Below are 23998 nucleotides of genomic sequence, written 5' to 3' on the forward strand. Positions count from 1 at the left end.
GCCCGAGCCCATTGGTAACCCAAGTAGTCTGGAGCGAACACACCCATAGGAGGGGAAGCATGAAGACCTTGCATTCGACCAAACGTATTCTGTGTGGCCTGACGCTAGCTGCGGCCGGCGTACTGGCAGTGCTGTCGACCGGCGCGCAGGCGCAGTCGACCGACACGCTGGCCAAGATCAAGCAGTCGGGCGTGATCTCGGTGGGCTATCGCGAGTCGTCGATTCCGTTCTCGTATCAGGCTGACGCGAACACCATCACCGGCTATTCGCAAGAGATCTCCAACATGATCGTGGCGGGTGTGGAAAAGACGGTGGGCAAGAAGCTGCAGGTCAAGCTCACGCCGATTACGTCGCAGAACCGCATCTCGCTGCTGCAGAACGGCACGATCGACTTCGAATGCGGCTCGACCACCAACAACCTCGAGCGCCAGAAGCAGGTGGCGTTCTCGAACAACATCTTCATCTACGGCATGCTGATGCTGGTGAAGAAGGACTCGGGCATCAAGGACTTTCCCGACCTGAAGGGCAAGACCGTGGTGACCACCGCAGGCACGACGGAAGACCGCATCCTGCAGAAGATGAACGGTGAGGCCAAGGATGCCGACAAGATGAACCTGATCCTCGCGAAGGATCACGGTCAGGCGTTCCTGACGCTGGAATCGGGCCGCGCCGTGGCGTTTGTGATGGACGAGCCGCTGCTGTATGGCGAGCGCACCAAGGCCAAGAACCAGGCTGACTGGGTTGTCACGGGCAAGCCGCTGCAGACCGAAACCTACGCTTGCATGATGCGCAAGGACGATCCGGCGTTCAAGAAAGTGGCTGACGACGTGATCGCCGACCTGATGAAGTCGGGCAAGGCGAACGATCTGTACAAGAAGTGGTTCCTGTCGCCGATTCCGCCGAAGGGCCTGAACCTGAACTACCCGATGACGGCCGGCATGAAGGAGTTGTACGCGCACCCGAACGACAAGGCCATTCAATAAGCCGCGTCGCCGCGCATCCAAAGAAAACGGGGAACAGTGTTCCCCGTTTTTTTTATTGGGCCGCTGTCCGACGGTTCAGGCCGGTTCGCTCCACGGCGAGCGGATGTCGGCCAGGAAGCGCTGCGCCCGCGGGTGCTGCGGTCGCTGGAAGAAATCTTCGGGCGTGGCGCGTTCCAGCACCTGACCCTGGTCCATGAACAGGACGCGGTCGGCCACCTCGCGCGCAAAGCCCATTTCGTGCGTGACGCACACCATGGTCATGCCGTCGCGGGCGAGGTCCTTCATGACCAGCAGCACTTCGTTCACCATCTCCGGGTCCAGCGCGGAGGTCGGCTCGTCAAACAGCATGACGGGCGGCTTCATGGCCAGGGCGCGCGCGATGGCCACGCGCTGCTGCTGCCCGCCCGACAGCTCGCCGGGGTAGGCGCCGGCCTTGTGCGGCAGGCCCACGCGTTCGAGCAGGCGCATCGCAAAGTCCTTCGCTTCCTGCGGCGCCATCCGCTTGAGCTGCACCGGCGCGAGCGTGCAGTTCTGCATGACGGTCAGGTGCGGAAACAGGTTGAACTGCTGGAACACGAAGCCGATGCCGCTGCGCAGTACGTTGACGTCCACGCCCGGCGCATGCACCTCGTGGCCGTTCACGACGATGCGGCCTTTCTGAATGGCTTCGAGCCGGTTCAGCGTCCGGATAAGCGTCGACTTGCCCGAGCCCGACGGCCCGCACACCACCACCACTTCACCCTTGGCAACGGTTTCGTTGATGTCGACCAGCGCGTGGTAATCGCCGTACCACTTGTCGACGTGTTCGATCGTGATCATGTTCATGGTTTGGACGGAGCGCGTGCCGCGAGGCGGCGCTCCAGATAGAACGCCACGCGCGTGAGGCTAAAGCACATGATGAAGTAGCTGATGCCGAGCAGGCCGTACACCTCGGCAGATTTGACCATCACGGCGGTGCTGATCTGCCCCGCCACGAACGACACCTCGGGCAGGCTGATGATGTAACCGAGCGAGGTTTCCTTGATGGTCGAGACAAGCTGGTTGACCAGCGACGGCAGCATGTTGCGCAGCGCCTGCGGCAGGATCACCCGGCGCATGGCCTGCATGTACGACAGGCCGAGCGAGCGGGCGCTCTCCATCTGCCCGCGCGGCAACGCCTGGATGCCGGCGCGCACGATCTCCGCCAGATAGGCACCGTCGAAAATCACCAGCGCGGTCAGCATGGTGCTGAACTGATCCGTGCGCTGACCGGTGACGGAGGGCAGCAGGAAATACGCCCAGAAGATCACCATCAGCAGCGGTGTGCCGCGCACGATATAGACGAGCGCGGTGGCCGGCCAGCGCAGCGCGGCAATCGGGCTCACGCGGCACAGGCCCAGGATGATGCCCATCGGCAGCGCCAGCACGAGGCCGGCAGACGCCAGCAGGAACGTCAGCGCCAACCCGCCCAGCGGCCCGTTCGGGTATTGGCCGATCAGGTAATAGATACCGTAGGTTTGAATGAGATCGAGCATGGCTACAGCGTCCGCACGGGGTAGCGATGCTGATACCAGGCGGAGAACACCGTGATCGCAATCGAGATGGTCAGATAGGCTGCGGTGGCAAACGCAAACGCCTCAAAGCCGCGGAAGGTGGCGGACTCCACCTGCTGTGCCTGGTACATCAATTCGGCCACGCCGATGACCATGGCGATGCTGGAGTTCTTCCACAGGTTCAACGTTTGGCTGACCAGCGGCGGTACCGTCACGCGCAGCGATTGCGGCAGCACCACCAAGCGCATGGCCTGCAGGAACGAGAGCCCGAGCGCGCGGCTGGCTTCAAGCTGTTCCTTCGGGATCGAGCGGATGCCGCTGCGGATGTCTTCCGCCATGTACGCGGCCGTATAGAGCACGAGCGCAATGACCGCGCTCGCGGCCTCGTAGTTCATGCTGTAGAGCCAATCCCGGATGAACTCCGGCAGGATCTGCGGCGCGCCGAAATACCAGAACAGCATGTGGGCGAGCAGCGGCACGTTGCGGATGGCTTCGACGAACGTCTGGCCGATGCCGCGCAGCGGTGCGGCGGGCGACAGGCGCAGCAGCGCCACCACGATGGCAAGCGGAAGGGCCAGCACGAAGGCCAGCACGGAGAGCTTGATCGACAGGAAGAAACCGCTGACAAGCCACTGGTGATACTGCCCAGAGAGCAGCATCGACAAATCAAAATGGGGCATGGAGATTCACCGCCCAGAACGGCGTCTGGGCGGCCCGACCTTTAACGATTAATCGATCTTGTCGGTAGAGATCTTGAAGGTGCGCTGCGGGAAGGCCATCTTTGTGTTCGGGCCGAACCACTTGTCGAACAGCTTCTGTGCCTCGCCGCTCTTTTCCATGCCGAGCAGCACGTCATCCACCTGCTTCTTGAAGGCCGGCTCGCCCTTGCGGATACCCAGTGCGAGGTGTTCGGTCGACAGGTTTTGCGGCAGCAGGGCGTAATCCTTGGCGGCCGGGCCCATCTTGGCCATGTTGCCGATCAGGGTGGTTTCATCGTTCACGTAGGCGACGCCCTTGCCTTGCTGCAGGGCCAACAGTGCCTGCGGGCTGTTGTCGAACGAGACCACATCGGCGTTCTTGATGGTCTTGGCGATGTTGGCTTCCATGGTGGAACCCTTGACGGTCAGCAGCTTCTTGCCATCAAGCTGGGCGAGCGACGTGATGCCGCTGCTTTTCTTCACCATGGCCTTCTGGCCGGTGATGAACGTCGACACCGAGAAGTCGATCTGCGCTTCGCGCTCCTTGTTGTGCGTGAGCGAGGCGGCCAGCAGGTCGACGCGGCCTTGCTGCAGTTCGGGCAGGCGGGCGGCCACGGCCAGCTGCTTGAGCACGGGCTTCACGCCCAGACTCTTGGCGATGGCGTCGCACATGTCGACGTCGTAGCCGACGATCTCGCGGCTCATCGGGTCCTTCAGGAAGCTGAACGGCTCGTCGGTACCGAGCACGCCGCAGACAAGCTCGCCCTTCTTCTTGATGTCGGAAACTTGATCAGCGTGCGCAGTGGCGGCGACCAGGGTTGCCGCGGCCAGGACGGCGGCACCCGCAAATTGCGTCAGACGTCGGTTTGTTTTCATCGGATTTCCTCCTTGACGACTTCGGTGGTGAACAGTGTGCGATTCGAGATCGAATCGAGGATCGCCCGCGAGCATACCGGCGTATGCGCGTTTTGCATGCGCGGACTTCGGATAACCATATGACGGCGAGCGGAACGCCCAACTATAGTCCATGCCGATGCGGCGCAGATGGCGGTTGGCAGGCAGGGCGGGGTGCAGTGCACAGGCGGGATATTCGGGTTGTCGGGTTGCATGCGTGCAGCCGGGTAAGGCTGGCGGAGCAAGGCGGGGGCCCGGCAGATGTTGGATCAAATGAGACTTTGTCTGCCATTAATGACATGGCAGCTGACTGCGCTCCATCAGGGGATTCCCGGGGCAGAGCGTGGACTTAGAGGGTGCCGCAGATCGATTCGTTGATGGGCACGTCGCCGACGGTCTCGTGGTCGTTGCCGCGATAGCGGTAGACCAGGCTCAGGCCCAGGCGCGTGAGGATGCGCACGTCGCCGTTGTTGCAGATGTTCTTCTGCAGGATCGGCACGAAATTCAGCCGAAAGCCTTGCGATGCGGCCGAGTGCGCCGCGTAGTTGGTTAGCGTGATGACGAAGACGAGGTTCTTCTTCTGCGCCAGCGAGCATTGCGCCAGCGAGGTTTCGCGGTCGAGCGGGACGGGGGTGAAGCGGTTGATTTCAGCGCAGGCCTGAGCGAGGGCACGGTCTGCGTTGCGCGCGGGGCCCGTGAGGGCCGGCACGCCGGCGGCGGCCGTGCTGCGACCTGTGGCGGCGCCCACCAGCATGCGGGCCAGCGGCGTCAATTCCTGCATGGCCGTCGCCAGCGTGGTCGATTGGGCCCACACAGGGCTGGACAGCAACGGCAGGGCAAGCGCCAGGACGCACGAAGCATGCGCCCGGCGTTGGCGGCCTTTCACATCCAGACCGGTGTGAATGGCGGTGTGTTGAGTCACAGACATCCTCTTTGCCCACGGAGCCACAATTTTATTGAAAAAACTGTCGGGATGCGAGGCGCGCAGCGCACTGGGCGCTGCGGCCTTTAACTCAGGTCAGGTCCGTACCCGCACCATGGCAGAAATACGCTCGGCCGCCTGCTGCAGCGGACCGAGAAACTGCTTCGTCATCTGTTTGCCGGAAGTCCGGTTGGCCTGTCCGCTGATATTCATGGCGGCGATGATATCCCCTGCGCGATTGCGGATCGGCGCCGACAGCGAAATCAGCCCTTCCTCCAGTTCCTGGTCGACCAGCGCCCAACCTTGTTGGCGCACGCCAGCTATGACCTCCTTCAGTGCGTCGACGTCCGTGATGGTGCGTTGCGTGCGCGCCCGCCGGTCCGATTCGCGCAGTGCGATGTCGAGCTCATCCTCGGGCAGGCCTGACAGCAGCACGCGGCCCATCGACGTACAGAACGCCGGCAGGCGGCTGCCGACCGACAGGTTCAGCGCGATGATCTTTTGCGTGGGCACGCGCAGAACGTAGACGATCTCCGTCCCATCCAGTACCGAGGCAGAGCAACTTTCGTGCACCGTCTGCACGAGCTCTTCCATCACCGGCTCGGCCAGGTTCCAGAACGGCATCGAGGTGAGGTAGGCGAATCCGAGATCAAGAATCTTGGGCGTGAGGCGGAAGAGGCGGCCTTCAAAGCTGACATAACCCAGGCTGACCAGCGTGAGCAGGATGCGGCGGGCGCCGGCGCGGGTCAGGCCCGTGGCCTCGGCGACTTCGGAGAGCGTCTGCTCCGGGCGTTCGGCATTGAACGCGCGAATGACGGACAGCCCCCGCGCAAAGGACTGGACATAGGAATCGCTGGGTTTTTCGGTGGACAGTTCGGCAGCAGACATGCAAAGAAAGACAAAAGCGGTGCAGTGGCCTCAAGACTACTGGCATTGCCCCGGTTTCGCTACTCGAACGTCTGATCGGCATGCGTACGCCTTGACACGCTCGGGAAGGGAGGCGTAGATTAGTTCTTGGATCGAACGTAGGTTCGCATAGCGAACAAAAGAGGGAAAGCAAGCGTGGGCCGGACAGCAAAGGCCTGTGTCGATCCAATCGTCAAACAGGAGACTCGCAGGCCGCCCGGTTGCGGTTCGGCCATGTCCGGCCCCCGCGATGCTCCGACCCGCGCCAGCCATCGAGAATGTGCGGGCGCCCTTGCCGGAGAATGCACGTGATCAACAAGCTTTGTCCGTCTGTGGAGGCCGCCCTGGCCGATATCCCGGACGGTGCCACCATCATGATCGGCGGGTTCGGTACCGCAGGCATGCCATCGGAACTCATCGACGGGCTCATCGCGCATGGCGCGCGTGAGCTGACCATCATCAACAACAACGCCGGCAATGGCGAGACGGGCCTGGCCGCGCTGCTCAAGGCGCGCCGCGTGCGCAAGATCGTCTGCTCGTTCCCGCGCCAAGCCGATTCGTATGTGTTCGATGCGCTGTATCGCGCCGGCGAAATCGAACTGGAACTGGTGCCGCAAGGCAACCTGGCCGAGCGCATCCGCGCCGCAGGTGCCGGCATTGGCGGCTTCTTCTGCCCGACCGCCTATGGCACGCAATTGGCCGAAGGCAAGGAAACGCGCATCATCGACGGCAAGCCGTACGTGTTCGAGTTGCCGCTGACTGCCGACTACGCCCTCATCAAGGCCCTGCGCGCAGACCGCTGGGGCAACCTCATTTATCGCAAGACGGCACGCAACTTCGGGCCGGTGATGGCGATGGCGGCCAAGTGCACCATCGCGCAGGTCAGTGAGACGGTGGAGCTTGGCGAGCTGGACCCGGAGCACATCGTTACGCCGGGCATTTTTGTTAAGCGTGTCGTCCAGGTCGCCCCTGCCCAACTCGCCAAGGAGGCCGCATGAGCGCCGAAACCACCGCCAAGATTCAACGCTGGACGCGCGATCAAATCGCTACGCGTGTGGCGCGTGACATTCCCGATGGCTCCGTCGTCAACCTGGGCATCGGCTTGCCGACGCTGGTGGCGAACCAGCTGCCGGCCGACCGCGAAATCATCCTGCACACCGAGAACGGCCTGCTGGGCATGGGCCCCGCGCCCGCGCCCGGGCAAGAAGACGAAGACCTGATCAACGCCGGCAAGCAGCCGGTCACCATCAAGCCCGGTGCCTCGTTCTTCCATCACGCCGATTCGTTTGCCATGATGCGGGGCGGCCATCTCGACTATTGCGTGCTCGGCGCCTTCCAGGTGTCGGCCACGGGCGACCTCGCCAACTGGCACACCGGTGCACCCGATGCCATTCCTGCCGTGGGCGGCGCGATGGACCTCGCTATTGGCGCCAAGCGCGTCTTCGTCATGATGGAGCACCAGACCAAGCAGGGCGACAGCAAGATCGTGCCGTCGTGCACGTACCCGCTGACGGGCATCGGCTGTGTCGATACCATCTACACCGACCTTGCCGTGATTGACATCACGCCCGAGGGGCTGGTGGTGCGCGAGATGGCGGACGGCCTCGATTTCGATACGCTGCAGACGATGACGGCGGCGCCGTTGCGTCGTGCCTAGAACCATTGGAGACACAATCATCATGACCGAAGCCTTTATCTGCGACGCCATCCGGACCCCCATCGGCCGATACGGCGGCAGCCTGTCCGCCGTGCGCGCGGATGATCTGGGCGCAGTGCCGCTCAAGGCGCTGATGGCGCGCAACCCGCAGGTCGACTGGACGGCCATCGACGACGTGATCTTCGGCTGCGCCAACCAGGCGGGCGAAGACAACCGCAACGTGGCGCGCATGTCGTCGCTGCTGGCCGGGTTGCCCGACAGCGTGCCGGGCTCGACCATCAACCGCCTGTGCGGCTCCGGCATGGACGCGACCGGCACCGCTGCGCGCGCCATCCGCTCGGGTGAAACCGCGCTGATGATCGCGGGCGGTGTGGAAAGCATGAGCCGTGCGCCGTTCGTGATGGGCAAGGCGGCGAGCGCCTTCTCGCGCGATGCTGCCATCTACGACACCACCATCGGCTGGCGCTTCATCAACCCGCTGATGAAGGCGCAATACGGTGTCGACTCGATGCCCGAAACCGCCGAGAACGTCGCCACCGACTACAAGGTCAACCGCGAAGACCAAGACCGCTTCGCGCTGCGCAGCCAGGCGAGCGCCGCACGTGCGCAGGAAGATGGCACGCTCGCGCAGGAAATCACGCCTGTGACGATTCCGCAGAAGAAGGGCGATGCCATCGTGGTGGATCGCGATGAGCATCCGCGTGCGACCAGCATGGAAGCGCTTGCCAAGCTCAAGGGCGTGGTGCGTCCGGACGGCACGGTGACGGCCGGCAATGCGTCGGGCGTGAACGATGGCGCCTGCGCGCTGCTCCTTGCCAACGAAGAATCTGCCAAGCGTTTTGGCCTGACCCCGCGTGCGCGCATCGTCGGCATGGCCACGGCCGGAGTGCCGCCGCGCGTGATGGGCATCGGCCCGGCACCGGCGTCGCAGAAGCTGCTCAAGCAACTGGGACTGACGATCGATCAGATGGACGTGATCGAGCTGAACGAGGCGTTTGCCGCGCAGGGTTTGGCGGTGACGCGTCAACTGGGCCTGCGTGACGACGATCCGCGCGTCAACCCGAACGGCGGTGCCATCGCACTGGGCCACCCGCTTGGCATGAGCGGCGCGCGCCTGGTGACGACGGCGATGTATCAGCTGCAACGCACGGGCGGACGCTATGCGCTGTGCACGATGTGCATCGGCGTGGGGCAGGGCATTGCCCTGGTGATCGAACGCGTTTGAGTTTGATACGGCCATGACCAGCGGATTGCTTGATCGCGCCTTCTCCACACCGGCCATGTTGGCGGTGTGGTCCGATGCGGCCACGGTGCGCGCGATGCTCGATGTGGAGGCGGCGCTGGCACACGCCGAGGGCGCGGTTGGCGTGATTTCGGCGCAAGCCGTGGCGCCGATTCGCGCGGTGTGCGCCAGCGTAGTGCTGGACTTGGACGCGCTGGGTAACGCCGCTGCCAGCGCGGGCAACCTGGCCATTCCACTGGTCAAGCAACTGACTGCCGCTGTCGCGCAGCACGATGAAAACGCCGCGCGCTACGTGCATTGGGGCGCGACGAGTCAGGACATCATCGATACCGGTTTGATGTTGCAGTGGCGGCAGTCGGCTGCGTTGATCGATGCGGATTTGCAGAAACTGGCCGACGCGCTCGCCGCGCTGGCGCAGCGTCATCGCAATACGCCGATGGTGGCGCGCACGTGGCTGCAGCAGGCGCTGCCGACAACGTTCGGGCGCAAGGTTGCGGGCTGGCTGGAAGCCGTGCATCGCGCGCAGGATCGCTTTGCCGCGTTGCGCGCGCACGTGCCCGCGCTGCAGTTTGGCGGGGCGGCAGGCACGCTTGCCAGCCTGGGTGAACAGGCACGTGCTGTCGCTCAAGCGCTGGCACACGAACTTGATCTGCCGCTGCCGACGCTGTCGTGGCACGGCGAGCAGGATCGAATCGCTGACATCGGCACGACGCTCGCGCTGCTGACTGGTACGCTGGGCCACTGCGCGCGCGATCTTTCGCTGATGATGCAGACGGAGGTCGGCGAGGTTGCCGAGCCTTCCGGTGCGGGCAAGGGCGGATCTTCCACCATGCCGCATAAGCGCAACCCGGTCGGTTGCGCAACGGTGCTTGCTGCGGCCACGCGCATGCCCGGCTTGGCGAGCACGCTGCTGGCTGCGCTGCCGCAGGAGCACGAACGCGCGCTCGGCGGTTGGCAGGCGCAGTGGGCGACGTTGCGTGAGATGGCCTGCCTCACGGCCGGCGCGCTCGATCGCATGCGCGAGATTGTCGAAGGTTTGCATGTTGACGCCGCTCGCATGCGCGCAAATCTCGACCTCACGCACGGCCTGATCCTCGGTGAAGCCGTGATGCTGGCGCTAGGCGCGGATCTTGGTCGCCTGCAAGCGCATCACGTGGTCGAAGCTGCCAGCCGCAAAGCCGTACAAGAGAGCAGAACGTTGCATGACGTGCTGGCCCAAGACGCCGACGTCCTGCGTATCTGGGGCGCGGCCACGCCGCAACGGCTAAGCGCGCTGCTCGATCCCAACCATTACCTTGGCGATGCGGGTGCCGCAGTCGACCGCGTGCTTGCCGAACACGCCCGCCGCCATCCCTGAACACACATTCCACGGAGACACCATGCCCTGGCTTGAACACGACAATGTCCGTCTGTATCACGAATTCGATGATGGGTCCGCCACGAGTAAGCCGGTGCTGGTGCTGTCGAACTCCCTGGGCACGAATCTGGGCATGTGGGAACCGCAGCTCGAAGCGCTGCGCCAACACTTCCGCTTGCTGCGCTATGACCAGCGTGGGCACGGCCAGTCGAGCGTGCCCGACGCGCCGTTCGGCGTCGCACAACTTGGCGGAGATGTGCTTGCGTTGCTCGACCACTACAACATTGACCTTGCGCTGTTCTGCGGCCTGTCGATGGGCGGGCTGACCGGCCTGTGGCTGGCCGCGTATCACGGCGAGCGCTTCCCGCGCATGGTGGTGACGAACACCGCCGCGCTCATCGGCACGCAGCAGAGCTGGAACACGCGCATCGCGCAGGTCGAGCAAGGCGGTATGGCCAGCATTACTGAAACGGTGCTGGAGCGCTGGTTCACGCAGGGCTATCGCGACGCCAACGCAAGCCGCATCGACATCGTCAAGGCGATGCTGCTGTCGACGCCGGACGCCGGCTACAACGGCAACTGCGCAGCCATTCGCGATGCGGATTTGCGCGCGCAACTGCCGAACATCCGCGTGCCGATGCTGGTGATTGGTGGTACGCACGATATCTCTACGCCAGCCGCGCAGACCAAACTCATTGCGGACGGTGTGCCCGGCGCGCAATACGTCGAGCTTTCCGCCGGCCACCTCGCCAACTGGGAGCAGGCGGACGGCTATACCGAAGCGCTGGTCAGCTTCTTGACGGCCGGCGTGGCACGCGAGGTCGCCCATGGATGATCGCGAACGCTACGCCGCGGGCATGGAAGTGCGCCGCGCCGTGCTGGGCGACGCCCATGTCGACCGTGCCAACGCCGCGCAGACTGAGTTGACCGCACCGTTCCAGGATCTCATCACGCGCTACGCCTGGGGTGAGATCTGGACGCGCCCCGGTTTGCCGCGCCATACGCGCAGTCTGCTGACGATCGCCATGATGGTTGCCCTCGGCCGCGACGGCGAGTTGCGTCTTCACCTGCGTGCTGCCGGCAACAACGGTGTCACCCGCGACGAGATTCAGGAAACGCTGCTGCAGACCGCCATCTACTGCGGCGTGCCGGCAGCCAACCATGCCTTCCACCTCGCGCAGACGGTGTTTGCAGAGATGGACGCCGAGGCCGCTTCCAAGACGTAGACGCAGAATCCACCGTCTCGGGTAGGCGCCATGCAACGCACCGGAAAGATGGCCGCCGGCGTCGCCTGCGCGTGATTGTGAACATTCGGGGCAAGTCGGTTACTTCGTGTTTTTGCGTTTGGCGGGCCGATGGCCGGGCTCGCGCCATTCATCCGCCTCGTCGTTGAACAGCGACGACACTAGCGCGCGGAACCATTGGCTGCGCGTGTCGTTATGGAATTTGCGATGCCAGTGCTGCTTGAGATCGAAGCTCGGCAGCTCCAGGGGCGGTTCCATCACGCAGATGTTGCCGTGCGATTGCATGAACGACAGGCCCACAGCGTGCGGCACCGTCGCAATCAAGTCCGTGCGCGCCAGGATGAACGGAATGCTCATGAAGTGTGGCGTGAGCAGCGTCGGCTTCCGTCGGATGCGCTTGCGTTCCAGAAAGCGCTCGTAAAGCTCTTGGCTGCGCCCCTCCGCGCGCACCACGGCGTGCCCGTACTCCAAAAACTGCGCCATCGACAGCTTCGTGTTGCCGCCCCGCGTGACGGGATGATCTGCGCGCACGATGCATGTGAAATAGTGCGTGAACAGCCGCTGCTGGAAGAAGTTGTTCTTCTTCAAGTCGGGGAAGTAACCGACGGCCAGGTCGAGCGAACCAGTCTCCAGCGCGCGCTCGATCTGCGCCGGCGGCAGTGATACGGATTGCACCGACGCCCGCGGCGCCTGCCGCGCCATCGCTTCGACAATCCGGGGCAGAAATACCATCTCACCCACGTCCGACAACGAGATCGAAAACGTATATGTGGTCGTGGCCGGATCGAACGCGCCGGTTTCCAGAATGCCCTGCTGCACGCGCGCCACCACATCGCGCGCTGCCGGAATGAGCGCCAGCGCTCGCGGCGTCGGCTCCATGCCGCGCGAGGTGCGTACGAACAACGGGTCGTCAAACGCGGCACGCAGCTTTCCCAGCGCGGTGCTCACGCCAGGCTGGCTCATGCCGAGCTGTTGCGCGGCCATGCTTACGCTGCGCGCGTCATGCAAGGCCAGCAGGATCGGCAACAGGTTCAGGTCAAAGTCGGGCAGGGTAGACATGGCAATGCACTATCTGAATTGGCGATAGAGTTTATCGCCAATATTGCATTGTGCGATATCAAGGCGCGCGCCAACAATGGTTGCCAGAACGATTCCAAATCCATCCGGAGACAACCAACATGCGCACCCAGGTCGCCATCATTGGCGCGGGCCCGGCAGGCCTTCTGCTCGGGCAGCTTCTGCACCGCAACGGCATCGACGCCGTCATTCTCGAAACCAAGAGCCGCGCGTACGTTGAAGAGCGCATCCGCGCCGGCGTGCTGGAGCAAGGCACGGTCGACGTGCTAAACGAAGCGGGTGTGGGCGAGCGGATGCGTCGCGAAGGGCTGCTGCACCACGGCATCGACCTGCTGTTTGGCGGCGAGCGCCACCGCATTGACCTGACGGCGATGTCAGGCGGCCGCTCGATCACCGTGTATGGGCAGCACGAGGTGGTCAAGGATCTGATTGCGGCGCGCATGGAGCAGGGCGCACCGCTGATGTTCGATGTGAGCGATGTGTCGGTGCATGACATCGAGTCGGCCACGCCTTCGGTGCAGTTCGTCCACGACGGCGTGCCGCAGACATTGCAATGCGATTACATCGCCGGGTGCGATGGCTTTCACGGCATCTGCCGGCAAGCGATTCCGGCCCAGCGGCAAGCGGTGTTCGAGCGCGTGTATCCGTTTGCCTGGCTTGGCATCCTGGCGGAAGCGGAGCCTGCGGCGGAAGAGCTGATCTACGCGAGCCACGATCGGGGTTTTGCGCTGTTCAGCATGCGCTCACCCAAGATCACGCGGCTCTACCTGCAATGCAAGCCCGATGAGAATCTTGCCGAATGGTCTGATGCGCGCATCTGGGATGAACTCCACACGCGCCTGGAAAACAACGACGGCTGGCATTTGAAGGAAGGCCCGATCCTGCAGAAGAGCGTCACGCCGATGCGCAGCTTTGTGTGCGAGACGATGCAGTACGGCCGCCTGTTCCTGGCGGGGGACGCCGCGCACATCGTGCCGCCCACCGGCGCGAAAGGCATGAACTTGGCCGTGGCTGACGTTCGCGTGCTGGCTCAGGCGCTCACCGCGCGCTACAAGCAGGAGGACACCGCCCAGCTTGCAGGCTACTCCGAACGTTGCTTGCAACGCGTGTGGCGCGCCGAGCATTTCTCGTGGTGGATGACGTCGATGCTGCATCGCTTTGACGACCACACGCCGTTCATGCAAAAGCTGCAGCGCGCCGAGCTGGACTACGTCACCAGCTCACCGGCCGGGGCCCGCGTGCTCGCCGAAAACTATGTCGGCCTGCCGTTTGCCGATGCGCCGGCCGGTGCGTCGTTGAGTGTGGTCAGTCATTCCAGGGCGGCGTAGTCGTCGGCTTGGACAGCGCAATGCGGGAGACCAGCGGGTGGAAGCCTTGCCCGCGCGAGGCTGTGTAGACCTTCTGCGCGTTGGCCGTCTTCAACGCGTAGTCGATCGTGAAGACAGGCACGTTCCCGGCGCAGTATTTTTTCAGTTGGTCGATCGTCCATTGCGTGTCTTCTGTGCTGGCGGCCTTGTCGCCGCCGGAGGCGCTGCCCCACGCGGCGCCGGCACTGCCGCCGAACCACGTGTCTTCCTGCGAGATGCCGTCGATCGTTGCCAGCAGCGTTGACCCACCGCCGTCGTCAATCAACGAGGACGCGTTTTGCTGGATCACCGCGAACTGCGGATTGATGGCGCGGCCCGCCGCACGGATCCTGGCAATGAAATCGACCATGGCCTGTGCCGGATCGATGCCAGCCGCCTGGGCTGCGTCCGCCACCGAAGGCTCGGCGTATGCTTCGACCCAATCCAGATAGACGCCATCGAACCCTTCGCGCGCCAGTTGTGCGACAGCGCCGTTCGGCCCGAGCCAGAGCGCTTGCCAGCGCGGATCCCAGAACGCGACGGGGTAATCGCCGGCCCAGCCATCGGGGTCGGCCTGGATGATGAAGTCGGGCGTGCCGGGGCCGTCAGCTGTCGGTGCCTTCCAGCTCGACGTCCAATAGGTACGGAAGTCTTCGGCCTCGCCAATGTCGATGTAAGCGAGCACCTTGCGCGCGGAGCCGTCGGACTTGGTGCTCAGGCGCGCCACCATGTCGACGGTGTTGAAGTTCTCCAGCCCTTTGACCGTGTTGTTGGCCTCGATGACCAGCATGTCGTACGGCTGCGCGTCCAGCGCATCGATCTGCGCGCCGGTGGTCATGCCCTGCAATTGGTACATCCACGTCTGCACGCCTGCCAGCGGCGAGGTGCCGTTGACACCGCAAGCGGGAGTGGTGGTTGCGGCTGCCGCAGTTGCCGTTTTCGACTGCGGTTTCGCGGCATTGGAAACAACCCTGGCTTGCGGGCTCGATGACGAACCACCGTCGCCGCCACCACAGGCAGACAACATTAGCCCGGCACATGCCAGGGCAATCGGACAGATCAGGCGCATTGTCATTCTTGAAAGGGTTGGGAGCGGGTGCCTTGCTCTGAGCGTGCGCATCGGTTTGGATGCCACGGCAAGCTCCGATCCACGCTAGCACAATCGGATGGCGTTGCACCGTGCGGCGGGGCGTGACGTTCTGAAACTTCTTTAGACCAGCGTTCGTCATCGCTTCGGACCTCCTTTCCATGGCCGATGGGCCTGCGCATGCTGTGCCGTGCCCGAAGTCAAACGTTGCCGTCGCTTTCATCGCCATGCAAAACGCACGGGTGTATAGTCAGACAGCACTCGACGTTCAAGAAGGGGGCATTTCAGATGGACACTTCGCCGGCGGGCCAATACAAAGGCTTCGACATTTATCCGTTGGCTTTCCAACATGAACGCACGGCACGCTGGCCCGAGGCCAGGGAAGATCGCAGCTACAACGCAGCCGTGATGATCTGTCGGGCGGGGGAGTCGCCCGAACCCGGGCAGACGCAGGTCTTCCGACTCTCAGGGGATCGACAATTCAGCAATGTGGGTGCTGCACGCATTGCAGCGCTGCGCTTTGCTGAGAGCATCATCGATGGCGACGTGCCTGAACTGTCGCTTCCTGCCGACGGCGCCTGAACCCGCCGAACCTCCCCGTGGTAGAATAGCGGGCGAATCCGGCTCGCCGCCGCGCCAATCATGGCCGGTGGCGGCTGAGTCCAGCACCGGGGAATACCCCGCGCCGAGTCGGGCGGCGCGCTTCTGCGACCGCCACCCATCCTCGCTCTCGCTTGCACGAAACGGCGCGCGCCATTGGCGGGCGCGATTTGTGTTCCGTGCAACTCGGTACCCCCCAAGCCCGCTGTCCGGGCAGATGATCGCGGCGTACCGCTGCATGCTCCTAGATGCGTGTGGCGTGGTTCGGGTGGGTCATCACATCATTGCAACCATCGGCGCAGCCGCGTGCTGCATACAAAGGAACGAGTTTGGCCAAGGAAGAACTGATTGAATTTGAAGGGGTGGTGTCTGAAGCACTACCCGACAATCGTTTTCGCGTGCAGTTGGAAAACGGCGTGGAAATCTGGGCTTACGCATCGGGCAAGATGCAGAAGCACCGTATCCGCATTCTCGCGGGCGACCGCGTGAAGCTGGAGATGTCGCCGTACGACCTCACGAAGGGTCGCATCAACTACCGGCACAAGTAAAAACGGCTGTGCCGCCAAGACGTCCACCCCGTGGGCGTTTCGAAGAACCGCGTGTCTGCCCGACCCGCGGTTTTTTTATTATTGCTGCGTAAGCAGCGTTAAATTTCGTTGATCTGCCTGCAACATCCGGTATCATGCCGCTTGGCTGCCAACGGGGGGAACACAGTTGGCAGCCAACTGAAGTGCAGGGCTTGTCACATTATCAAGCCGCGTGCCACCCTCGGGTGAGCTCGCGCCAGCTGTACCAGTCCACTCAATAAGCGCACGGCCGTTGATCGATCCATCGACTCAGCAGGACCTCTAATCGCGCATCCATTCGCCGACCGGGGCGTCATCTGACGCTCGCACCCGTTCGGTGTTCAGTGTGTCAAAGGAGTCACACCACATCGGGATACCGCACAGGTAGGACGGCGCTTGTCCATCGCAGTACTGGGCGTAACGTTTTTTGCGTCCGAGGGAATAGAAAATCACAATGTTGGAAACCAAAAAAGCAGCACAGAGGGCGGCGCGCATGAGCCTGCGCGCTTTGGTGGGTCTGGCGGCAGCAACAACGCTGACAGGCCTGGGAATACAAACCGCCTCGGCGCAGGCCACGCGCCCGAAGGCTCCCATCTACGGCGTCACGCTTGATGACGTCAGCAAAATCAATGCGATCGTGGCCTCGCTCACGCACCTGCCGTACAAGCCGACCGTGCGCGTGGTCTTTGACCCGGGTACTTCGGCCGCCGACTATTACGCACCGCTGGTCAAGCTTCATCAAGTCGCCTACGTGATGGGCGAAGTGATGGATTCGTACTATTTCCCCGTCGACCCGACTACTTACAGCGCACGCACTAACGAGTTGGTGAGCACGCTGAAAAATGTCGTGGATGTATGGGAAATCGCCAATGAAATCAACGGCGAATGGCTGCGTGCCAACCCCAGCGGTCCGACCACGACGGCAACGTCGCAGGAACAGCAGATCGGTCAGATGGTCGGCAATGCCTACGACATCGTGAAGGGCGCGGGTGGCCTGGTGTCGGTGACGATGTACTACAACGACGATGGCAAGGGCACCAACTGCTACGAACTGTCGATGGACTCATGGCGTACCTGGGCGACTAATTTCCTGCCGTCCCGCGTGCTCCAAGGTGCCGACTACGCACTGTTCAGCTACTACCCGTACCAGGACTGCCCAGGATTGAATCCGTCGTGGGCAAACGATTTCAAGTTGCTTGAAAGCATCTTCCCGGTCGCGAAGGTGGGCTTTGGTGAGATTGGCACGTCCAGCATCTCGGCGCCGACCTCCGTACAGCAGAATCTGATCAAGTCGTACTACCCCATGGGTACCACCACGATGGCAGCCGATCCGCGCTTCATCGGCGGCTACTTCTGGTGGAACTACGTTGAGCAGATGCTGCCGTACAGCACCAGTTCGTACTGGAGCTTGCTGAACAACACCATCAAACCGCTGACGGCACCGCAATAAGAACGGCTGCAGCCTCTCCTCGCAAAAGGGTGGAACTCCGCGCCGGACGGACGGGACACGATCCGGCAACAAAAAACCCGCGTCAGCTCACGCTGCGCGGGTTTTTTCCATGGCGACGCGCCTGTTGGCTCAGCCGCGTGCAGCCAGATAGGCTCGGAAGTCGTCAGCGACTTCCTTGTGCTTGAGCGCCAGTTCCACCGTTGCCTTCAGGTAGCCGAGTTTGCTGCCGCAGTCGTAGCGCACGCCCTTGTAGCGATAGGCGAGCACCTGCTCGGCGGACAGCAGCGACTGGATGGCATCCGTGAGCTGCAGTTCCCCGCCCGCGCCGGGTTTGAGGTTGCGGATGTGATCAAAAATGCGCGGCGTGAGGATGTAGCGGCCGACCACCCCCAGGTTGGACGGCGCGTTTTCCGGCGCCGGCTTTTCGACGATGCCCGACATCTTGATCACGCTGCCGTCTTCTTCCCACGGCCGGCCATCGACCACGCCGTACGAACGGCTCTGCTCGCGGTCGATCTCTTCCACGCCAATGACCGAGCAGTTGTAGTGCTCGTACAGGTCGACCATCTGCTTCATGACGGGCGGGTCGCCGTCCAGCAGGTCGTCCGCCAGGATGACTGCGAAGGGCGCGTCGCCCACGAGCTTCTCGGCACATTGCACGGCATGGCCCAGGCCCAGCGCTTCCGGCTGACGCACGTAGAAGCAATCCACATGCGACGGCTTGATCGAACGTACGACCTCCAGCAGGGCAGTCTTGTGCTTGGCTTCCAGTTCCGCTTCCAGTTCGTACGCCTTGTCGAAGTGATCTTCGATGGCGCGCTTGCTGCGGCCCGTGACGAAGATCATCTCGGTGATCCCGGCGGCCATGGCTTCTTCCACGGCGTACTGGATCAACGGCTTGTCTACGACCGGTAGCATTTCCTTCGGGCTGGCCTTGGTGGCCGGCAGAAAGCGGGTTCCGAGCCCCGCGACGGGGAAAACGGCTTTGGTGACGCGTTGCATCGTGGTTTCCTTGATATCGATTGTTCCGGGCGCTCAGGCGGCTTGAACCGGTAGCCGTGCGATCTGGGCCTCCAGCTTGGCCAGCGTGGCTTTGAAATCCGTCACGCGCTTTTGTTCCTGTTCCACCACGGCGGCCGGCGCGCGGGCGACGAACGATTCGTTGCCGAGCTTGGCTTCGCACTTGGTAATCTCGCCGCGCAGGCGGTCGATTTCCTTCGACAGCCGCGCACGCTCGGCAGCCACGTCGATCTCGATCTTCAGCAGCAGCTTGTTCTCGCCGACGATGGCGACCGGTGCGCCTGCGCCGTCCTGCTCCATGGCGGCCGCATCCGTGTAGACCTTCACTTCAGACAACTTGCCCAGAGCCTGCACGTACGGTGCCGCCACCTGCAGGAATTCGGCTTCGCCATTGGCGTACAGCGGCACGCGCTGCGCCGGGGAAATATTCATCTCGCCGCGCAGATTGCGGCAGGCGTCCACCAGCGCCTTCAACTGTTGCACCCACTGCTCGGCCTGTTCGTCGATCTTGGACAGCACGGCGCGCGGGTATTCCTGCAGCGCGAGGCTTTCGGTGCCGTCGCCCTTGGCGCGGCCAGCCATCGGCGCAACCTTCTGCCAGAGTTCTTCGGTAATGAATGGAATGATCGGATGGGCCAGGCGCAGCACGGTTTCCAGCACACGCAGCAGCGTGCGGCGCGTAGCGCGCTGCTGGGCCGGCGTGCCGGTCTGGATTTGCACCTTGGCCAGTTCAAGGTACCAGTCGCAGTATTCGTCCCAGACGAATTTGTAGATGGCGTTGGCGATGTTGTCGAAGCGGTAGTCGGCAAAGCCTTTCTCCACTTCGGTTTCCACGCGCTGCAGCAGCGAGACGATCCAGCGGTCGGCCTGCGAGAAATGCAGGTAGCCCTCTGGGCCGCAATCGCCGACGCATTCCTGCATGCCGCAGTCCTGGCCTTCGGTGTTCATCAGCACGAAGCGCGTGGCGTTCCAGAGCTTGTTGCAGAAGTTGCGATAGCCCTCGCAGCGGCCCGGGTCAAAGTTGATGCTGCGGCCAAGCGTGGCGAGCGAGGCGAACGTAAAGCGCAGTGCGTCGGCACCGAATGCGGGAATGCCTTCGGGGAATTCCTTGCGCGTGCGCTTCTCGACTTTGGGCGCGTCCTTCGGGCGGCGCAGGCCGGTCGTGCGCTTGGCCAGCAGCGGCTCCAGCGCGATACCGTCGATCAGGTCCACCGGGTCGAGCGTGTTGCCCTCGGACTTGCTCATCTTCTTGCCTTCCGAATCGCGGACGAGGCCGTGCACGTAGACGGTGTGGAAGGGCACTTCGCCGGTGAAGTGCAGGGTCATCATGACCATGCGCGCCACCCAGAAGAAGATGATGTCGTAGCCCGTGACCAGCACGGTGGAGGGCAGGAAGTGCTTCAGTTCCGGCGTATCGGCCGGCCAGCCCAGCGACGAGAACGGCACGAGCGCGGACGAGAACCACGTGTCGAGCACGTCGTCGTCACGCGTGAGTGCGCCGGTGTAGCCCTTAGAAGCTGCCTGGGCCTTGGCTTCCTCTTCGGTGCGACCAACATACACATTGCCAGCTTCGTCGTACCACGCCGGAATCTGGTGACCCCACCAGAGTTGGCGCGAGATGCACCAGTCCTGGATGTTGTTCAGCCACTGGTTGTACGTGTTGACCCACTGCTCGGGCACGAGCTTGATCTTGCCGCTCTGCACGGCGTCCAGCGCGACTTCAGCGATGGAGCGGCCCGGGAAGCGCGTGCCTTCGGGCGCCGGTTTGCTCATGGCGACGAACCACTGATCCGTCAGCATCGGTTCGATGACGACGCCGGTACGGTCACCGCGCGGCACCATCAGCGTGTGCTTCTTGACTTCAGCCAGCAGGCCCTGCGCCTCGAGATCCTCGACGATCTTCTTGCGCGCGTCGAAGCGGTCCATGCCTGCGTAGGCGGCCGGCGCATCGGCAACGATCTTCGCGTCGAGCGTCAGGATCGACAGTTGCGGCAACTTGTGGCGCTGGCCCACCGCGTAGTCGTTGAAATCGTGGCCAGGGGTCACCTTGACAACGCCGGTGCCGAATTCGCGGTCGACGTATTCGTCGGCAATCACCGGGATCTTGCGATCGGTCAGCGGCAGGTGAACGAACTTGCCGATGAGGTGCGCGTAGCGCTCATCCTCGGGGTGCACCATCACGGCCGTGTCGCCGAGCATCGTCTCGGGGCGGGTGGTGGCCACCGTCAGGTGGGTCAGGCCGCCAACGGCGTCCGGTTCGGCCAGCGGATACCGGATGTGCCACAGCGAGCCTTCTTCTTCCTCGCTCACCACTTCCAGGTCGGACACGGCGGTGCCCAGCACCGGGTCCCAGTTGACCAGGCGCTTGCCGCGGTAGATCAGGCCCTGCTCATACAGGCGCACGAAGACGTCGCTGACCGCGCGCGACATCTTCGGGTCCATCGTGAAATATTCGCGCTCCCAGTCGATCGAGGCGCCCATGCGGCGCACCTGGCGCGTGATGGTCGAGCCCGATTGCTCTTTCCATTCCCAGACCTTCTCGACGAACTTCTCGCGGCCCATGTCATGGCGCGACACGCCCTGGGCGTCCAGCTGGCGCTCGACAACGATCTGTGTGGCGATGCCCGCGTGGTCGGTGCCCGGCACCCACAGCGTGTTGGCGCCCGACATGCGCGCGTGGCGCGTCAGGCCGTCCATGATGGTCTGGTTGAACGCGTGGCCCATGTGCAGCGTGCCCGTCACGTTCGGCGGCGGCAGCTGGATACAGAAGTCGGGTTTGCCGGCTTCGAGCGTCGCGCGGGAGACGCCCATCGCTTCCCAGGCCGCGCTCCACTTCTGCTCGATGGTGGCGGGTTCGAAACTCTTGGCGAGGGACTGGTTTTGATCGGTCATGCTGACGGGGCGCAGTGGGCGCAAAAAGACGTTTGGCCCAGGAAAATGGCGGGCGAAAGCTTGGAATTATACGGCGTGTCGATGTCCGGCACGGGCGAAGCGGCGAATGCGGCCGGTATAATTTCAGGATTCTGCCGAGGCTCCTCCCGCATGTCCGACCTGCTCGCCAATCTGAACCCCGAACAACGCGCTGCCATCACGCTTCCCGATGAATCGGCGCTGATCCTGGCGGGGGCGGGCAGCGGCAAGACGCGCGTGTTGACCACCCGCATCGCGTGGCTGATCCAGAGCGCGCGCGTGTCGCCCTCAGGTGTGCTGGCCGTCACGTTTACGAACAAGGCGGCCAAGGAAATGACGGCCCGCCTGCAGGCCATGCTGCCGATCAACACGCGCGCCATGTGGATCGGCACGTTCCACGGTCTGTGCAACCGGTTGCTGCGCGCGCATTACCGTGATGCCGGTTTGCCGCAGACGTTCCAGATCTTGGATACGCAAGACCAGCTCTCCGCCGTCAAGCGCCTGCTCAAGTCGCTCAATATCGACGACGAGAAATTCCCGCCCAAGAACGTCCAGTACTTCATCAATGGCGCCAAAGAGCAGGGCCTGCGCGCGGGCGATCTGGAAATCGCCAACGAATACGACCGCCGCATGGCCGATCTCTACGCCGCTTACGACGCGCAATGCCAGCGCGAAGGCGTGGTCGATTTTGCAGAGCTGCTGCTGCGCTGCTACGAACTGCTGCGCTACAACTATGCCATCCGGGCGCACTACCAACGGCGCTTCAAGCACATCCTGGTCGACGAGTTCCAGGATACGAACAAGCTGCAATACGCCTGGCTGAAGATCCTCGCCGGCCTGGGCGAGCCTGGTGTCACGCCCAACGCCATCTTTGCCGTGGGCGACGATGACCAGAGCATCTATGCGTTTCGTGGCGCCAACGTCGGCAACATGGTCGACTTTGAGCGCGAATTCCGCGTCGAGCACCGGATCAAGCTGGAGCAGAACTACCGCTCGCACGGCCATATCCTCGATACCGCCAACCACCTGATCTCGCACAACACGCGTCGGCTGGGCAAAAACCTGCGCACCGACGCCGGCCACGGCGAGCCCGTACGCGTCTATCAGGCCGCCACCGACGGGCAGGAGGCCGGCTGGATCGTCGAAGAAATCCGCGACCGCATTGCCAGTGGCACGGCGCGTTCCGAAATCGCCATCCTGTATCGCAGCAACGCGCAGTCGCGGGTGATCGAGCACGCGCTGTTTTCCGCCGGCATCGCCTACAAGGTGTATGGCGGCCTGCGCTTCTTCGAGCGGGCGGAAATCAAGCACGCGTTGGCGTATCTCCAGCTTCTTGAGAATCCCGACAATGACGCCGCGTTTGGCCGCGTGGTGAACTTTCCGGCGCGTGGCGTGGGGGCGCGTTCGCTGGAGCAGCTGCAGGATGCGGCGCGACTATACGGCATTTCGCTCGCGGCATCGGTGCCGTATCTCACCGGGGCGGCGGGGACCAAGTTGTCGGCGTTTGTGCGTCTGATTGAGCAGATGCGTGCCGACACGCGCCAGATGACGCTGCCCGAAATCGTCCAGCACGTCATTCATGCCAGCGGCCTGATCACGCATTACCAGAGCGAGAAGGAGGGCCAGGACCGCATCGAAAACTTGCAGGAACTGGTGACCGCCGCCCAAGCCTTCGTTGCCGAAGAAGGCTACGGTGTCGACGCGATTGCGACCGCATTGCCGGTGCGCCACGACGCCATGCTGCGCATCGAAGGCGGCGAGATCGATACCGTTTCTGAACTCGTACTCGACGAGACGCCCGCGGAGATGACACCGCTGGTCGCGTTTCTCACGCACGCCTCGCTAGAGGCTGGCGACAACCAGGCGCAGGCCGGCCAGGATGCCGTGCAGATGATGACCGTGCATGCGGCCAAGGGGCTGGAATTCCATGTCGTCTTCATCACCGGACTGGAAGAGGGTCTGTTCCCCCACGAAAACAGCCAGATGGAGAAGGACGGCCTGGAGGAAGAGCGCCGCCTGATGTACGTGGCGATTACCCGGGCCCGCGAGCGGTTGTATCTGTCGTTCGCGCAGAGCCGCGTGCTGCATGGTCAGATCCGCTACCACATCCGTTCACGCTTCTTTGACGAATTGCCCGAAGAGACGCTGAAGTGGCTGACGCCGCAGCAGTCGGGTTATCAACCCACCCGCCGTGCGCAAGGCGATTCCGCCTGGGGCAAGGATTGGTTCAAGCGCCCCGAGCGCGGCGATGACGACGCCTACACTGGCCGCCCGACCGGCGGCATGGACACCGGCAAGAACTACGCCGATGCCAAGCGTGCAGAGGCCACGGGCTTCCGCGTCGGCCAATCGGTGTTTCACAACAAGTTCGGGGAAGGCGTCATTACGACGCTGGAAGGCGAGGGCGCCGAGGCGCGCGCCCAGATCAAGTTCAACCGCCACGGCGTGAAGACGCTGGCGCTGGGCATCGCCAAGCTCGACCCGATCAACTGAGTACCGATCGGGT

The 23998-nt window shown here is 63.3% G+C and carries 22 protein-coding genes; 12 read left to right on the forward strand and 10 right to left on the reverse strand.

Translation table 11 applies throughout. From position 1 onward, the window contains the following. The first annotated feature begins 59 nt into the window (after positions 1 to 59). Positions 60 to 983 (forward strand): glutamate/aspartate ABC transporter substrate-binding protein, encoded by a 924-nt coding sequence (locus tag ACTJK4_RS08305; RefSeq protein WP_433864908.1) that lies wholly within the window; start codon positions 60 to 62, stop codon positions 981 to 983. A gap of 75 nt (positions 984 to 1058) precedes the next feature. On the opposite strand, the gene ACTJK4_RS08310 is transcribed toward ACTJK4_RS08305, so the two are convergent. The 6 genes from ACTJK4_RS08310 to ACTJK4_RS08335 form a co-directional block, all read right to left on the reverse strand. Then, a complete protein-coding gene (locus tag ACTJK4_RS08310; protein ID WP_024975122.1) occupies positions 1059 to 1808 on the reverse strand; it encodes an amino acid ABC transporter ATP-binding protein in 750 nt (249 codons plus the stop codon). After that, entirely contained in the window at positions 1805 to 2497 is a 693-nt protein-coding gene (locus ACTJK4_RS08315) for an amino acid ABC transporter permease (protein WP_232040661.1), read from the reverse strand. Before ACTJK4_RS08315 ends, ACTJK4_RS08310 begins: the two co-directional genes overlap by 4 nt. A gap of 2 nt (positions 2498 to 2499) precedes the next feature. Continuing rightward, on the reverse strand, positions 2500 to 3195 hold the full coding sequence (locus ACTJK4_RS08320; protein WP_232040660.1) for an amino acid ABC transporter permease: 696 nt from the start codon (positions 3193 to 3195) through the stop codon (positions 2500 to 2502). A gap of 48 nt (positions 3196 to 3243) precedes the next feature. Continuing rightward, positions 3244 to 4089, reverse strand: coding sequence for an ABC transporter substrate-binding protein (locus tag ACTJK4_RS08325; protein ID WP_343660877.1), 846 nt, complete (start codon positions 4087 to 4089; stop codon positions 3244 to 3246). Positions 4090 to 4456: 367 nt separating this feature from the next. Next, positions 4457 to 5035 (reverse strand): hypothetical protein, encoded by a 579-nt coding sequence (locus ACTJK4_RS08330; RefSeq protein WP_232040658.1) that lies wholly within the window; start codon positions 5033 to 5035, stop codon positions 4457 to 4459. Between the two features lie 90 nt (positions 5036 to 5125). Next, a complete protein-coding gene (locus ACTJK4_RS08335) occupies positions 5126 to 5917 on the reverse strand; it encodes an IclR family transcriptional regulator (RefSeq protein ID WP_260801931.1) in 792 nt (263 codons plus the stop codon). Positions 5918 to 6237: 320 nt separating this feature from the next. Here ACTJK4_RS08335 and ACTJK4_RS08340 point away from each other — a divergent pair, with 320 nt between their 5' ends. From ACTJK4_RS08340 to pcaC, 6 genes are read left to right on the forward strand one after another with little or no spacing between them, the layout of a single operon-like run. Continuing rightward, positions 6238 to 6933, forward strand: coding sequence for a 3-oxoacid CoA-transferase subunit A (locus ACTJK4_RS08340; RefSeq protein ID WP_394372394.1), 696 nt, complete (start codon positions 6238 to 6240; stop codon positions 6931 to 6933). Beyond that, on the forward strand, positions 6930 to 7592 hold the full coding sequence (locus ACTJK4_RS08345) for a CoA transferase subunit B (RefSeq protein ID WP_232040655.1): 663 nt from the start codon (positions 6930 to 6932) through the stop codon (positions 7590 to 7592). The genes ACTJK4_RS08340 and ACTJK4_RS08345 overlap by 4 nt, the downstream gene beginning before the upstream one ends. A gap of 22 nt (positions 7593 to 7614) precedes the next feature. Then, entirely contained in the window at positions 7615 to 8817 is a 1203-nt protein-coding gene (gene pcaF, locus ACTJK4_RS08350; RefSeq protein ID WP_232040654.1) for a 3-oxoadipyl-CoA thiolase, read from the forward strand. Positions 8818 to 8830: 13 nt separating this feature from the next. Further along, on the forward strand, positions 8831 to 10192 hold the full coding sequence (locus ACTJK4_RS08355) for a 3-carboxy-cis,cis-muconate cycloisomerase (protein WP_440817420.1): 1362 nt from the start codon (positions 8831 to 8833) through the stop codon (positions 10190 to 10192). A 22-nt stretch (positions 10193 to 10214) separates the two neighbouring features. Beyond that, positions 10215 to 11027: a 3-oxoadipate enol-lactonase gene (gene pcaD / locus ACTJK4_RS08360; protein ID WP_440817422.1), complete on the forward strand. Its 813-nt coding sequence runs from the start codon at positions 10215 to 10217 to the stop codon at positions 11025 to 11027. Continuing rightward, entirely contained in the window at positions 11020 to 11418 is a 399-nt protein-coding gene (pcaC, locus tag ACTJK4_RS08365) for a 4-carboxymuconolactone decarboxylase (RefSeq protein ID WP_440817425.1), read from the forward strand. The genes pcaD and pcaC overlap by 8 nt, the downstream gene beginning before the upstream one ends. A gap of 99 nt (positions 11419 to 11517) precedes the next feature. Here pcaC and ACTJK4_RS08370 read toward each other — a convergent pair whose 3' ends face one another. Then, positions 11518 to 12495 (reverse strand): LysR family transcriptional regulator, encoded by a 978-nt coding sequence (locus ACTJK4_RS08370; protein WP_440817428.1) that lies wholly within the window; start codon positions 12493 to 12495, stop codon positions 11518 to 11520. A 119-nt stretch (positions 12496 to 12614) separates the two neighbouring features. Between ACTJK4_RS08370 and pobA the strand changes: the two genes are divergently transcribed. Further along, positions 12615 to 13841, forward strand: coding sequence for a 4-hydroxybenzoate 3-monooxygenase (gene pobA / locus ACTJK4_RS08375; RefSeq protein WP_440817431.1), 1227 nt, complete (start codon positions 12615 to 12617; stop codon positions 13839 to 13841). Here pobA and ACTJK4_RS08380 read toward each other — a convergent pair. Beyond that, positions 13819 to 14928: an endo alpha-1,4 polygalactosaminidase gene (locus ACTJK4_RS08380; RefSeq protein WP_440817434.1), complete on the reverse strand. Its 1110-nt coding sequence runs from the start codon at positions 14926 to 14928 to the stop codon at positions 13819 to 13821. The genes pobA and ACTJK4_RS08380 overlap by 23 nt on opposite strands. A 306-nt stretch (positions 14929 to 15234) precedes the next feature. On the opposite strand from ACTJK4_RS08380, the gene ACTJK4_RS08385 reads away from it, so the two are divergent. From ACTJK4_RS08385 to ACTJK4_RS08395, 3 genes are all read left to right on the forward strand, one after another. Further along, positions 15235 to 15528: a hypothetical protein gene (locus ACTJK4_RS08385; protein WP_004631110.1), complete on the forward strand. Its 294-nt coding sequence runs from the start codon at positions 15235 to 15237 to the stop codon at positions 15526 to 15528. 347 nt (positions 15529 to 15875) lie between these two features. Continuing rightward, on the forward strand, positions 15876 to 16094 hold the full coding sequence (gene infA, locus ACTJK4_RS08390) for a translation initiation factor IF-1 (protein ID WP_004631109.1): 219 nt from the start codon (positions 15876 to 15878) through the stop codon (positions 16092 to 16094). A gap of 472 nt (positions 16095 to 16566) precedes the next feature. Then, complete coding sequence (locus ACTJK4_RS08395) at positions 16567 to 17562, forward strand: hypothetical protein (RefSeq protein ID WP_232040648.1); 996 nt, start codon at positions 16567 to 16569, stop codon at positions 17560 to 17562. Positions 17563 to 17691: 129 nt separating this feature from the next. On the opposite strand, the gene galU is transcribed toward ACTJK4_RS08395, so the two are convergent. Both galU and ACTJK4_RS08405 read right to left on the reverse strand, forming a co-directional pair. Further along, the gene (galU, locus tag ACTJK4_RS08400; RefSeq protein ID WP_232040647.1) at positions 17692 to 18564 is read right to left on the reverse strand and encodes a UTP--glucose-1-phosphate uridylyltransferase GalU; all 873 of its coding nucleotides are present in this window, start codon (positions 18562 to 18564) and stop codon (positions 17692 to 17694) included. Between the two features lie 33 nt (positions 18565 to 18597). Further along, on the reverse strand, positions 18598 to 21474 hold the full coding sequence (locus ACTJK4_RS08405; RefSeq protein ID WP_440817438.1) for a valine--tRNA ligase: 2877 nt from the start codon (positions 21472 to 21474) through the stop codon (positions 18598 to 18600). Between the two features lie 150 nt (positions 21475 to 21624). Between ACTJK4_RS08405 and ACTJK4_RS08410 the strand changes: the two genes are divergently transcribed. Then, positions 21625 to 23985, forward strand: coding sequence for a UvrD-helicase domain-containing protein (locus ACTJK4_RS08410; RefSeq protein WP_440817441.1), 2361 nt, complete (start codon positions 21625 to 21627; stop codon positions 23983 to 23985). The last annotated feature ends 13 nt before the right edge of the window (positions 23986 to 23998 follow it).

It is taken from the genome of Ralstonia sp. 22111, assembly GCF_052045895.1.
In the GTDB taxonomy this organism is placed as follows: Bacteria; Pseudomonadota; Gammaproteobacteria; order Burkholderiales; family Burkholderiaceae; genus Ralstonia; species Ralstonia wenshanensis.